The sequence below is a fragment of the Microcystis sp. CS-574 genome, assembly GCF_028329095.1.
In the GTDB taxonomy this organism is placed as follows: Bacteria; Cyanobacteriota; Cyanobacteriia; order Cyanobacteriales; family Microcystaceae; genus Microcystis; species Microcystis ichthyoblabe_A.
The window spans coordinates 1-13,408 of the sequence record NZ_JAQMSY010000145.1; the positions used below are offsets into that span (position 1 = coordinate 1).

The window sequence follows — 13,408 nt, forward strand, 5'->3', positions numbered from 1 at the left end:
CACGGCCGAAGCCCACACCCCACACCCTATACCCTCTTTCAAGTAAAGATGAAGTCACTAGCAGTTAACGTGCCCGCAAATCCTACAAGGGTAATCTGACCGAAGCCTGGAGTAGAAGGACTCGTAATGATGTCGTTACCAGCACCAGGGCCGACAGTAATCGTCAAAGCCCCGATGCCGCCGAGACCAAAGGCAGACAAGTCAATCTTGTCAGCACCACCCCCACTGAAGTCAGTGATGACATCGTTACCGAAACCACTTGCGAAGCGGAACGTGTCATTGCCGATCCCCCCAGTTAGGGAGTCATTGCCGAGGCCGCCAACCAGAGTGTCATTGTCGGCACCACCGTTCAGGATATCATTCTGTGTACCACCGTTCAGGATGTCATTGCCGGCATCGCCATTATAGGTGCGAGCCGAGGCGTTGGTGGCAGTAATGGTGTCGTTCCCGCCTTGTCCGAAGACGCTGCCAGAGAGCAAGGTTGTGGCGCTGAAGTCGAGGATGTTGTCGCTGGCGTTGCCATCGATGTTTCGGTTGGAACCACCCGCATCCAGGTTGACCCGCTCGATGCCGTTGGTGGCCAAGAATTGATTCAGCACCAGATTGCCTTGGCCGCCATCTGTGGTTCGCTGCAAGGTGTCGATACCTGACCCGCCTTGCAGGGTGTCAAACTCAGCCTCGTTCAGGTTGGCGAGGAAGGTATCGTCGCCAATGCCGCCAATCAGACTGTCAACACCCGCACCCCCCTTGATGGTGTCGTTCCCGCCGCCACCGGAGATGGAGTCATTGTCGACACCACCATTCAGGGTGTCATTCTGTGTACCACCGTTCAGGGTGTCATTGCCGGCATCGCCATTATAGGTGCGAGCCGAGGCGTTGGTGGCAGTAATGCTGTCGTCTCCGCCTAAACCACTGACGCCGTTAGAGAGAAAGGTGGTGGCACTGAAATCAAGCACATTGCCATTCGCGTTGCCATCAATCCCGCGATTTTGGCCGCCCGCATCCAGGTTGACCCGCTCGATGCCGTTGGTGGCCAAGAATTGGTTCAGCACCAGATTGCCCTGGCCGCCGGTGGTGGTGCGTTGTAAAGTGTCTGTCCCCGACCCGCCTTGCAGGTTGTCAAACTCAGCCTCGCTCAGGTTGGCGAAGAAGGTATCGTCTCCCGCACCGCCAAATAGGCAGTCTTCATCCGCACCTCCGGTAATGGAGTCGTTTCCGGCAAGGCCAAACACCAAGTCTTGTCCATCACCAGCCTGAATCGTGTTGTTCGCTGCGGTGCCCACAATGAGGCTACTTTTCCCGGCTACATCCGTATAACTAGCCGTGGTCATCACCACCACATTGTTGATCGGGATCAAGCAATCGGTGATGTTGTAAACCTGGCCATCATCTAGCACGTTGGCTGTGGCCGACTCGAAGTTTTGAGCCTTGAACTGGAGGCTCGCGATATTGATGGTGCCTCCACTGGGCGCGAGGGTCTTACCCGTGGGAGCAGCAACGTAAGTGTTGAGCGACCCGATATCGCCGACACTGAAAGCCCCAAGCTGCAGGGGAGTCAACACCAGATTGATGGTGTCTTGTGGGGTGGAACCGCTACCGCCGCCGTCATAGACGGTGACTTGGCCGCTGTGGCTCGCCGCCGTCCAAACCGTGTCGGCACCGTCAGCCATGCTGACGCCGGTGACGTTCAGCAGCTGGCCGATCAGGCTGAGGTTGACCACCTCGTTGGTGGCGTTGCTGCCGTTGATGGCCTGATTGTTGCCGTCCAGGGTCTCGATGCTGGAATAGGTGGCGGTGGTGCCGCTGCCCGACGGGCCGAATGAAGATATGCTCAGCGCACCAGCACCCGTGTTCCTGATCGTGTCGTTGCCGGTGCCGCCGATGATGGTGTCGCCGCCCAGCTGTAAGCCAGCGATGTTGAAGGTGTCGTCGCCGTCGCCCCCGTCCATGCTATCGGCACCGTCGCCGCCGGTGATGGTGTCATTGCCCGCGCCGGCATTGATGCTGTCGTTGCCGCTACCAGTGCTGATCGTATCGGCGAAGCTGCTGCCGACGACGATCTGGGTGCCGCCGCCGCCGTTGATGGTCACCCCAGCATCCGCAGTGGAGACGTTGACGTAGTCGGTGCCGCCGGTGGCATTAAAGGTGTTGATCGCGCCCACCCCGGTGGCGCTGCTGAACCCGGAGAGGTCGAAGATGTCGCTGCCGTTGTTGGTGCCGTTGATGGCAAAATTGTTGCCTTTGAAGGTCTCGATGCCCTGATAGGTCGCGCCGGCTGAGGTCGGCAGAGACCCGTTGATGAGGGAGTAGTTCGTCCCCGCGACGCCGAAGGAAAGGGAAGTGGACAGGGCGCCGGTGACGTTGATGGTGTCGCTGCCACTGGTGCCCGTGTCGTTGAAGGTGTCGCCGCCCAGCTGTAAGCCAGCGATGTTGTAGGTGTCGCTGCCATCGCCCCCATCCATGCTATCGGCACCGTCGCCGCCTATGAGAGTGTCATCGCCCGCGCCGGCATTGATGGCGTCGTTGCTAATACCAGTGCTGATCGTCTCGGCGAAGCCGCTGCCGGTAACGTTCTGGGTGCCGCCGCCGCCGTTGATGGTGATGCTGGTGAAGCTGACACCGGAGTTTGTGGTCAAGCCGGACAGATTGACGACGTCGGTGCCGCCGGTGGCGTCCAAGGTGTTGATCACCAGATCGGTGTCGGTGAATGGAGGTGACCCCCCAGGGGAGATGGTGAATCCCGACCCGGTGACCTTATAGCCGCCTGTGTCGTCGAGGACGTTGATCGTATTGCCGCTGTTGTTGCCATTGATGGTTCGCGTAGGCATAATCTTTTCTCCAAATTTGTTGTTTGCGTTGACGCGCCGGTGCCAGTCCTGAAAGCCAAATGGGGCCATCCAAAAAATGGTCTAAGCCCCCGATTGGGGTCAGACTCGACTGACCGATTGTGGACACTCAAAGTGAATTAGTTTGATCTTACAGTATCTGGTTTTTCGTTACTTGGTATGGTTCGATAGGGGGGTATAAATCGACTAAATTCTTATCTGGCAAGAGATTTAATTGATTAGTTCGCTCCAGATCGCAAACAATTGACAAAAATTGCGGTAATGTCTTTTTCTATAAGGGTTTCATCCTTTATAACCCCCGTCCATTGCATAACACAAACCGAAGAGCAAAAATAATTTAGGATCGCTATAGTTAAGAATTACCCTTGGGAGCATGGTAAGGTTCAGAATCAAAAGGCTGCATCCCCACATCGGGATATTCATCATTGTTGGGACTAAAAATGCGAGCGAAAGCCTCTGTTAGGTACTGGACAAAATTGTGTAATGTATCCTTGATATTCATTGCTTTTCCCTCCGACTCTCGACAACAATCTCTTTTTCGGATCAGGTTGATTCACCCCTCCATCGCCATTATCTGGCCAGAATCTCATCAATTGTTGACTTTTGAGATAATTCTTGAATAATCTCCATAAGACTTTATATTTTTTCTTGTTTATCTAAATCTTTATAATAATTCTTGTATTTTTGTAAAGGAAAAATTATTCAATCAAATCGCTGAACAAATATTTAATTGTTGTCCAGAAAGGACTGTATCCTTGTTGATCATCATTTTGATTGTTTATTTAGAAATGTGACAGAAAAAAATAAGGTTTTGGTCGTAGATGCAGCGAGTCAAGGTTAGCTTTATTGTTATTGAGCCGGAATTTGAAATTGCTAACTTAATTGACCCAGTGGTGCAGAAAACTCCTGAAAGACTTGCTGGACAAGGAGTCCGAGTTAGATAGGGAGTTAAGAGGAGCAAGTTTATGAGATGCTTAAGTTCCCCAAAGTCATCCCTAGGTTAGCCCCTCTCCTTTAACTTCAACTACTTGAACAACTAAGTCAATGGATTAAGGGATAATCTCGATCGCAGTAGCTTTGCTCTAGCCCACTGGACTTAGGTAGTACAAAAGCACTACTGCAGACGTTTTAAGCGTTCTTGGAGAATTTGGGCTTGTTTTTCGGACTCTGCTAAAGCTTGCTTCGTTTTTTGGATTAAAGCTTCTGGAGCTTTTTCGACAAAGCTAGGTTTATTCAGGCGATCGCTCAAACTCTTAATTTCCCCTTCTACTTTAGCTAAATTTTTCGCTAATTTCCCGGCCAATACAGATATATCAACCAATCCGGACAGGGGGATGAGGATTTCTACCGTAGCGACAACACCAGCGATCGCTTGATTGACTTCCTCGGTTAATTTGGTCGTCAAAATTAAGTTTTCGATCTTGGCCAAGTCCTTTAAGTACACTTGTCCGCGTTGCAAAATAGCTAATTCTTGGCTGTTTTCTGTCTGTAAAATTGCCGTAATCGTTGCCCCCGGTTTAATCCCCGCTTCGGCCCGCAAATTACGCAACACCCGAATACTTTCTATTAATAACTCAAAAGTATTTTCTAAGTCTAGATCGATCAGAGAACTATCGGCTATTGGATAGGTTTCTAAAGCCAAAACCTGCTGATTTTCTTGGGTTAAATTATGCCAAATTTCCTCGGTAATATGGGGCATAAAGGGATGTAATAATTTTAATGTTCCTGCCAAGATAAAAGCCAAAGTTTGCCGGGCTGTAGCGCAGGAAACCGATTCTTTATCCTTCCATAAACGAGTTTTCACTAACTCGATATACCAATCACAGAAATCGCGCCAGATAAATTCGTATAGACCTTTTGCCGCTTCTCCCATGCCATAATTTTCTAGATAATCTCTAGTTTTTTGCACTGTTTGATGATAACGAGATAAAATCCAGCGATCGGCTAATTCTAAATTTTCTAAAGCTGGTTCTCCCAATTCTTCTGGAGTTTTTCCCTCCAGATTCATCATCACAAAACGGGAAGCATTCCAAATTTTATTGGCAAAATTTCGGGCAGCTTCTACGGATTCCGATTCATCGGTTTTACGGTTATATTGCAGACTGATATCCTGTCCTGCTCCTGCAACTTCTCGAATTAAGGTATATCGTAAAGCATCGGTTCCATATTTATCAATTAAAATTAGGGGATCGATGCCGTTATTGGCAGATTTAGACATCTTTTTGCCGTTTTCATCCCTAACTAAACCGTGAATATAGACATCTTTAAAAGGCATTTGTCGCGTAAAATAGCCCGCCATCATCGTCATTCTAGCCACCCAGAAAAAGATAATATCAAAACCGGTGACGAGGGTTGTGGTGGGATAATAAGTGTCTAGATCAAGGGTTTTTTCTGGCCATCCCATAGTTGAAAATGGCCACAATCCCGAGGAAAACCAAGTATCTAAAACATCGGGGTCTTGTTGAATAATTATATCCTCTCCATACTCTTGTTTGGCCTTGGCTAAAGCGGAGGTTTCATCCCAGGCAACAACGAAGGGAGTATGGTTAGTAATTTCGTTATTGGTTTCACTGATAATATACCAAGCGGGAATTTGATGACCCCACCATAGTTGTCGAGAAATACACCAATCTTTGAGTTTAACTAACCAATCGCGATAAACTTTTGTCCATCTTTCTGGCACAAAACGGGGCGAGTTTTCCTGATCTAAACAGGTTAAAGCTTTTGTGGCTAAAGGTTCAATTTTAACGAACCATTGGGTAGATAAAAGGGGTTCCACGGGAACTTTACCTCGATCGCTATAGGGGACGCTATGGCGATAGGCTTCAATCTTAACTAAAAAACCGTCTTCATCGAGTTTTTTAACGACATTTTTGCGGGCAACAAAACGATCTTGACCCGCGAATATTCCGGCATTTTCGTTTAAACTGCCGTCTAAATTCATGATATTAATAAAGGCTAAATTATGGCGTTTACCCATCTCAAAATCCTTGGGATCGTGGGCCGGCGTAACTTTGACGCAACCAGTACCGAATTGGGGATCCACTAATTCATCGGCAATAATCGGGATTTCTCGCCCCATTATCGGTAAAGTGACGGTTTTGCCGATTAAATGGCGATAACGGGGGTCTTGCGGGTTGACAGCGACACCAGTATCACCGAGCATGGTTTCGGGCCTTGTGGTGGCTACTTGAAGATAACCACTACCATCGCTGAGAGGATAGCGAAAATACCAGAGATTTCCCTCAATGTCCTTGTTTTCCACCTCTAAATCGGAAACGGCCGACCGGGATTCCGGACACCAGTTAACTAAGTATTGACCGCGATAGATTAATCCGTCCTCATAGAGTTTGATAAAAGCAGTACGGACAGCATGGGAAAGTCCCTCATCCATGGTGAAACGTTCCCGCGTCCAATCGACGGATACCCCCAAGCGTCGCAGTTGATTAACAATGGTACTACCTGACTCCTCTTTCCATTGCCAAGCGCGTTCGAGGAATTTTTCCCTTCCTAGTTGATAACGGTCGGTTTTTTCGGCTTTTAATTGGCGATCGAGTATAGCTTGTACTGCAATACTAGCGTGATCCGTACCTGGCAGCCAGAGGGTATTTTTGCCGGTCATGCGCTTGTAGCGAACAAGTGTATCAATCAAGGCACTCTCGAAAGCGTGACCCATGTGGAGACTACCGGTAACATTGGGAGGGGGGATGACTATACAGTAGGTTTCGCCGCCTTTTTCGGGGTTTGCTGTAAATATCTCTTGATTTTCCCAATATTGCTGCCATTTCGTTTCTGTGATCTTGGGATCGTATTGCTTCGATAGTTCCGAGGTCATGATGGGGGGATTCTACAATTCTTAGTTCTTTGTCAATTGTCCCACATTTGGGAGAGATCAAATTCCTGTTTAGTTGCTGGGTAAAAAATTTCAAGAGTCTTATTAAGATAGCTGTTATCTTTTCCTTGGGTAAACATAGCTAATTTCTGGTAATTATTTTGCATTTCATCAGTATAATAATTGCTATAATCAATTGAGGGAGTCAATCAATGGGTAGGTAGGTATTAAAAACTTTCAGATGCCCCCTTATTAAGGTAGGGTTGATTCATTTAAATTAAGTACAGCTGATTTTGAGTTAATAAATTTGACTGAAGATTCTCAAGTTTATCTTTCTCTAACTAAAAGAGTTAGTCACAACAATTAATCTTTAATCCTCTGCTAATATTTATTATGAATAGATTGATAAAGCTTGTTATCAAGCCACTAAAAGCCTATCTCTCTTGAAATTGTCTGAGAGTACATCCTGTTAATTTAGCTAATTTTTCTGCTTACTTCTTACGTCGATAAAACTATCAGTTTTTCCCAACGTTCAGCTAACCACCTTTGTCCCTCTGTTATTGAGAGAAAACCCAAACCTCTGAAAAGATTCAATCCTATAGTTGTGAGAATTGACCAATTGCTTGCCGCTTGAAAATCCCTGATCTGGCTTTTATCTTCCTCAAAAATTACATCTTTTACCCAATGTAACTGATTTTTTATTTTCCAATGTCCTCACTTCGACACATTTCGACACATTTCGACAAGCTCAATGTAAAAGCTCAATGTAAAAGCTCAGTGACCGCGAATAATTTTGGCAAATACTTGAGCGGATTCGGTTAGGCTACACTTCGACACATTTCGACAAGCTCAATGTAAAGGCTCAGTGACCGCTGATATAGTAAGCTGTTTCTTCATAAGTTTTATCCCGGCGACTACCCTTTCTTTCTACTTTAAGAAGTCTTCGCAGATTTTCAAACCCTTGTCTTTCATTTTTCTAGTTTTTCCGAACTTACCATATAAAATCAACTAGCAAAATGCCAATTTAATAAATATCTAAGACTAAAGTTTTTAAAGTTTCTAAATCCACAGCCTCTCCTTTTAATCACATTGAGTTTATTGTTAATTCCTTCAACTGTTCTCTGGGTTGTTCGGTTATCAAAATGATGAGTATGAATGCAATTCAATTATCTTAAACAAAAATGCCAAGACTTAGCGATAAAATATCCAGATAAAAATTATTTATTTGATAATTATATTGAAAAACAAAGATATGAGTATAACAATTTAGAAAATATAATTACTTGTGCAACAATGGTAATTCAAAATAAATAATTTTGGACTAACATCGCCTTCCGTCTGACCCTGTTCCATAAGTTGATTGCAATGTCGAAGCCACTGCCTAGCAGTACGCCATCGCTAAGTGATTTTTCATATTACGTCAGAGCGTGGCGAAAAACTCGATGACCGGTTCGAGAGGGCGGGACTCGGCTAATGTAGAACGGGGGTGCTGAATCGTTTGTATTTTTTCAGGCTACCACCCCCTCCTTTTCTGATACCGAACTGAGGGTAATTATCGTCAAGCGTCAAAACATCTAGGCCTCTCCTTAATCCTAGTAATGTAAACTTTGATTATAGAGAAAGACTTCTAGCTCCGATCCGATGTTACATTAATAATTGAAGCTAAAAAAAAAGGTTCTTCCTTACTTGGTATGGTTCGATAGGGTGGCATAACGACGATAACAGCGATCAACCTGAACGCTCATATTTCCTAGAGTAGAGAACAAGGGAGTTAGGCAATTGCAGCTAGGGTTCAATGCTTCTCCAACCAGTCCCAAGTAGTGGGGGGAAATACCTGAGAATCGATCAACTGATCGCTGTTTGCGGGTGATGCTAGGCGTTGGACAAAAGCGAGATTATAGAAGGGATTATGGAAACTTGGACGCGATCAATTGACATCGAGGAGATAGCAAAACGCCATGGGTCTCCTCTCTACATACTGAACGTCGGTCAGCTTCGTCGGAACCTGTCCCACTTTGTGGAGCTTGTCGGCAGTCCATCTCAGGTTGCCTACCCGATCAAGGCTAATCCGTCGATGGCGATTCTGAATGAACTGGCATCCCTGGGATGCTCCGCAGACTGCTCTTCTGAATATGAAGTTGAGTTGGCCCTTTCTTGCGGATTCCCGTTGAATCGGATCACATACAACAGTCCGGCGCCCGACCACCAGCTAATGGTAGATCTCCTCGATGGAGGCTCAACAGTAGTTGCTGACTCTCAAGCTATATTAGATGACCTTCAACATAAGCTTTATGGCAAGGATTGGAGTGGGAGCTTGCTGGTTCGAGTTAACCCAGAAAAACCGGTGGAATATTTCCACAATACTGATTGGCAGGATCTGGTTTCTCACGCCTCGCCTAACAGTAAGTTTGGCATCCCATCCGAGGAATTGCCAGATGCTCTGGCCAGTTGCAAACTACCTATAGCGGGCTTGCATATCCATATTGGAACTCAGATGGATAATGTATCGGCATTTAATAATTCGGTTCAGTTTATTCATCATTTGAAAAACTTAATCGAAGCCAGCTCGAATCATTGCATGAGAAAACTAAATCTTGGCGGTGGGTTTGGCATTGACTTCCATGACGGGCAACAGTTTCCAACAATCCCAGAGTACACAGAAGCATTAAAGAAACACTTGTTACCCGGTATTGAGTACATAGTCGAGCCTGGACACGCACTGGTTGGTAATGCCGTCGCCTTGTTGACTCGTATCCGCGAGCTTAAGCAGATGCGGGGCAGACGTTGGGCTATTGTTGATGTTGGCTCCGACCAGCTAATCAAGGTGACTCTCCTCTCATGGAGCCACCAAATTATCGATCGCAATCATCGCACCCTGCCTACTCAAGGGGACGATGCTATTGGAGGGCCACTTTGTTTTGCCGGCGATATATTGCTACCATCGACCAATTTAGAAGGCCAGAGTCGTGGGGATCCATTGTTAATCCAACACGCAGGAGCATATTGCTATTCAGTAAGCAATCACTTTAATGGGTTTCACGGGCCCGGGCATATAACCATAGATGAAATGGGTCAAATAGAAACGGCTTACGCTGCTGAGGACGTATTTGCCGATCACAGTTTCTTGGGATTTTCCAGGCCGACGCACCCCCCTTCAGAAGTGCTAGATCATGAAATTGATCTCGATATCATTCAAAGACTAAGCAGTGACTATCTCAAGCAGGGAGAATCTTCAGATGGCTACGCATTTACCAGAGTCCAACTCATAGCGCCAAGAACTTTGCAGTTCATGGTGAAGGCGAAGAGTTCTTTAGGGGCGATATCAATCCCATTCGCCGTCCGCATCGCCTCGGATGCCACAATAATTTCAGCTTTGTATCTTGTCGGCAAACAGGTCAAAGATGTTTCAGTTTGGGGAACAAGAACATATTTGAAGTCAGACACGATAATTCGTACCAGCCAGCCGTTGAGACTGGTTGTATATATAGCGCCCAAATCAAGCCTCCCTGTGGATAAGCATACTACTCACCTGTCTCACTGGGACCTCGGCAACGGGAAGTTTAAGGGATCGTTCCGATTCATCTTATAAAGTTCTTTTCGTTGCCTTGCTCACGATATTTACACAAGCACCTTGGCACTGTGTTTCTATGATGCCATCAACTTTTAGCTATCACCTTGAGGGTGGGAGCTTTTTCTTGCTTTAGGGGCAGTTTGTCTTTTTCCCTAGCGGTGATTGCTTCTTTGGTCTGTTGAGTTAGTTAATTCTTCTGCGCTTTCTTTGACTACTGTTGAGGTCACTGCTGCCATAATTTTTGAATAATAAGAGTTATGGTCGGTCAAGCGTCAAAACATCTAAGCTTTTCCTTGACCCTGGCAATGTAAACTTTAATTAAGAGAAAGACTTCTAGCTCCGATCCGATGTTATATTAATAATTGAGGCTAAAGAGAAAAGCCTCCCTGACAGATCAACTGGCAAGGTTATAAGGTCAAGTTCACAAAGGAGTAAACCCTGTTAAAGTTCCATTCTGTCTCGATAACGGCGATAACAGCGATCAACCTGAACGCTCATATTTCCTAGAGTAGAGAACAAGGGAGTTAGGCAATTGCAACCGAGGTTCAATGCTTCTCCAACCAGTCTCAAGTTATGAGGGGAAATACCTGAGAATCGGTAAACTGATCGCTGTTATTGTTTGTCAACACAAGTAATTGATAATTGCAGTCGCTCTCCTTTGATGAGATAATAGAAAGTCTTCTGTTCAAAAGGATATCGATAGGATGCGACTCTCTCAACAGCTTTTTGTCACCCTCCGGGAAGATCCAGCCGAGGCGGAAATCCCCAGTCATAAATGCTTAGTCCGTGCCGGTTACATTCGTCGTATCGGCAGCGGTATTTACGCCTATTTACCTCTGATGTGGCGGGTTTTGCAGAAAGTCTCCCAGATAGTCCGGGAAGAAATGAATAAAGCCGGCGCCCAAGAATGTTTACTTCCCCAACTGCAACCGGCGGAACTCTGGCAAGAATCGGGCCGTTGGGACACCTACACAAAAGCAGAAGGGATTATGTTTGCCCTGACGGACAGGCAAAACCGGGAGTTAGGATTAGGACCGACTCACGAAGAAGTAATTACTGCCGTCGCTCGTGATTTAATTCGTTCCTATCGACAATTACCGGTTAATTTATATCAGATTCAAACTAAATTTCGCGATGAAATTCGCCCTCGTTTTGGTTTAATGCGGGGACGGGAATTTATTATGAAAGATGCCTATTCTTTCAATCTTGACGAGGAATGTTTAAAGAAAACCTATCAAGCGATGGATATAGCTTACCGCAATATTTTCCGCCGTTGTGGGTTAGCTTTTCGGGCAGTAGAAGCGGATTCTGGAGCGATTGGTGGTTCCGCATCCCAAGAATTTATGGTCTTAGCTGATGCTGGAGAAGATGAGGTTTTATTTACTGCCGATGAAAAGTATGCGGCTAATGTAGAAAAAGCCGTTTCTTTGCCAGCAGATAAAGTGGCTTCTCCCTTTAAAAAGTTTGCTAAAAAAGAGACTCCTAACACCAACACGATCGAAAGTTTAGCTAAATTTCTTGATTGTTCCGCCACCGCTATCGTCAAAAATGTTCTCTACGAAGTGCTTTATGATAGCGGCATAACTGTTTTAGTTTTACTGCATATTCGCGGCGATCAAGAGGTTAATGAAGTTAAACTACAAAATGAATTAGTTAGACAGGCGAGCTGTTACAATGCTAAAACAATTTTGGCTTTAAAAATACCCGATGCTGCCGCTCAACAGAAATGGGCAACTAAACCTTTACCTTTAGGTTATATTGCTCCCGACTTAGAAGATAATTTACTCAAAAAAGCCAGCGATATAGCTCCTAAGTTTTTACGCATAGCAGACAACACAGTGATAGACTTAGAAAACTTTATCACTGGTGCTAATGAAACCGGATTTCATGTAGTGGGAGCCAATTGGGGTAAAGATTTTATCTTACCAGAATTAATCATCGATCTACGCAAAGCCCGGGTAGGCGATCGAGCTATTCATGATCCTAATCAAACCTTGCAAAGTGCTAGAGGAATTGAAGTTGGTCATATCTTCCAATTGGGCTATAAATATTCTCAAGCTATGAATGCTTTTTATACTAATGAAGCGGGAGAATCTACCCCCATTTGTATGGGTTGTTATGGTATAGGAGTATCCCGTTTGGCCCAGGCAGCCGTAGAACAATCCTACGACAAAGATGGCATTATTTGGCCCGTAGCTATTGCCCCCTATCAAGCGATTGTGGTTATTCCTAATTTAGCCGATGCCGAGCAGGTAAAAACCGCCGAAAGTTTATACAATGAGTTAAATCAAGCGGGCATTGAAACCCTGTTGGATGACCGGAATGAACGTGCGGGAGTTAAGTTCAAAGATGCGGATTTAATTGGGATTCCCTATCGCATTGTCACGGGTAAATCTCTCAAATCGGGTAAGGTGGAATTAGTCGAAAGAGCCAGTAAAAAAGCATCAGAAGTAGTAATTAATGAGGTGGTTTCCTATTTAAAAACTGCTATTTCAAAGGTAAATGCTTCTGATTAAGTGATTAAATATACAGATAATTTTCTTTGTTTATGTATTTGATGAGCGAATATGAGTCGGGGTACCTCCTGTCATAGCAATAATTTTTCCAGCGTTGCTGATTTGAGATATAAATCTTCTTTTGTGGGATTTTTAAAACCTAGACCCAAACTGGGGTAAGGGCATCTCAAAGGCTATTGACAATTGGCCAATTTTGTGATTTGCGTGGGCATTTCAAGTGACACCAGTCAATCAGAATAGTTACGAACTCGACCTATTTGGTCGATTGTTGCTTAACAATTGAGATGGCAAATTCTACTCAAATATGCCTGAATTGTCGTCTGGGTAGGCAACCCACATAAAGTTCATCTTGTCAAGGATTGTTAAGATGCGCTTACCCAGGGACACTAATATGCCATAGAGTTTTTTCTCTCTGATTTGGTCTATTACTATTTTACTGAATTTTGCCGATTCATGAAGAAAAAAGTGTTGCTGCCTTTAGGCAAGATAGAGCGATTACATTTAAATTTTTAATAAGGTCGAGGTTGAAAATTATCGGGAATATCTAATTCAAATACTTGGTCATGAATCCGAGCCACATAAAACCCTTCTTGCAGAATTTTTTCGCGTAATTCTGGAGATACATGAACCGCCGCTAATATGC

The 13,408-nt window shown here is 45.3% G+C and carries 6 protein-coding genes and 3 pseudogenes; 3 read left to right on the plus strand and 6 right to left on the minus strand.

All coding sequences use genetic code 11. The annotated features are described in order from the left end of the window. Nucleotides 1–38 precede the first annotated feature (38 nt). From PN470_RS11540 to PN470_RS11550, 3 genes and pseudogenes are all read right to left on the minus strand, one after another. A complete protein-coding gene (locus PN470_RS11540; protein WP_272104565.1) occupies nucleotides 39–2,828 on the minus strand; it encodes a beta strand repeat-containing protein in 2,790 nt (929 codons plus the stop codon). 148 nt (nucleotides 2,829–2,976) lie between these two features. After that, a pseudogene (locus tag PN470_RS11545) lies at nucleotides 2,977–3,157 on the minus strand (hypothetical protein). Between the two features lie 41 nt (nucleotides 3,158–3,198). Next, complete coding sequence (locus PN470_RS11550; RefSeq protein ID WP_002752187.1) at nucleotides 3,199–3,348, minus strand: hypothetical protein; 150 nt, start codon at nucleotides 3,346–3,348, stop codon at nucleotides 3,199–3,201. A 319-nt stretch (nucleotides 3,349–3,667) separates the two neighbouring features. On the opposite strand from PN470_RS11550, the gene PN470_RS11555 reads away from it, so the two are divergent. Then, nucleotides 3,668–3,790 carry a hypothetical protein gene (locus PN470_RS11555; protein WP_002738230.1) on the plus strand — a complete coding sequence of 41 codons (123 nt, stop codon included), beginning with the start codon at nucleotides 3,668–3,670 and terminating at the stop codon, nucleotides 3,788–3,790. 170 nt (nucleotides 3,791–3,960) lie between these two features. On the opposite strand, the gene PN470_RS11560 is transcribed toward PN470_RS11555, so the two are convergent. The 3 genes and pseudogenes from PN470_RS11560 to PN470_RS11570 all read right to left on the minus strand — a co-directional run. Next, on the minus strand, nucleotides 3,961–6,681 hold the full coding sequence (locus PN470_RS11560) for a valine--tRNA ligase (RefSeq protein WP_002736991.1): 2,721 nt from the start codon (nucleotides 6,679–6,681) through the stop codon (nucleotides 3,961–3,963). 495 nt (nucleotides 6,682–7,176) lie between these two features. Further along, nucleotides 7,177–7,654, minus strand: a pseudogene (locus PN470_RS11565) (hypothetical protein); the annotation flags it as partial. Between the two features lie 28 nt (nucleotides 7,655–7,682). Continuing rightward, nucleotides 7,683–7,823: pseudogene (locus PN470_RS11570) on the minus strand (transposase); the annotation flags it as partial. Between the two features lie 734 nt (nucleotides 7,824–8,557). Between PN470_RS11570 and PN470_RS11575 the strand changes: the two are divergent. Together PN470_RS11575 and PN470_RS11580 are read left to right on the plus strand one after the other, a co-directional pair. Then, nucleotides 8,558–10,267, plus strand: a complete 1,710-nt coding sequence (locus PN470_RS11575) for a diaminopimelate decarboxylase family protein (RefSeq protein ID WP_272104566.1) — start codon at nucleotides 8,558–8,560, stop codon at nucleotides 10,265–10,267. 686 nt (nucleotides 10,268–10,953) lie between these two features. Then, complete coding sequence (locus PN470_RS11580) at nucleotides 10,954–12,765, plus strand: proline--tRNA ligase (RefSeq protein WP_272104567.1); 1,812 nt, start codon at nucleotides 10,954–10,956, stop codon at nucleotides 12,763–12,765. The last annotated feature ends 643 nt before the right edge of the window (nucleotides 12,766–13,408 follow it).

Excerpts from the sequence above, each read along its gene's own strand:
- PN470_RS11580 (WP_272104567.1), top strand. The coding sequence starts at position 10,954 with ATGCGACTCTCTCAACAGCTTTTTGTCACCCTCCGGGAAGATCCAGCC.
- PN470_RS11550 (WP_002752187.1), bottom strand. The coding sequence starts at position 3,348 with ATGAATATCAAGGATACATTACACAATTTTGTCCAGTACCTAACAGAG.
- PN470_RS11555 (WP_002738230.1), top strand. The coding sequence starts at position 3,668 with ATGCAGCGAGTCAAGGTTAGCTTTATTGTTATTGAGCCGGAATTTGAA.
- PN470_RS11540 (WP_272104565.1), bottom strand. The coding sequence starts at position 2,828 with ATGCCTACGCGAACCATCAATGGCAACAACAGCGGCAATACGATCAAC.
- PN470_RS11560 (WP_002736991.1), bottom strand. The coding sequence starts at position 6,681 with ATGACCTCGGAACTATCGAAGCAATACGATCCCAAGATCACAGAAACG.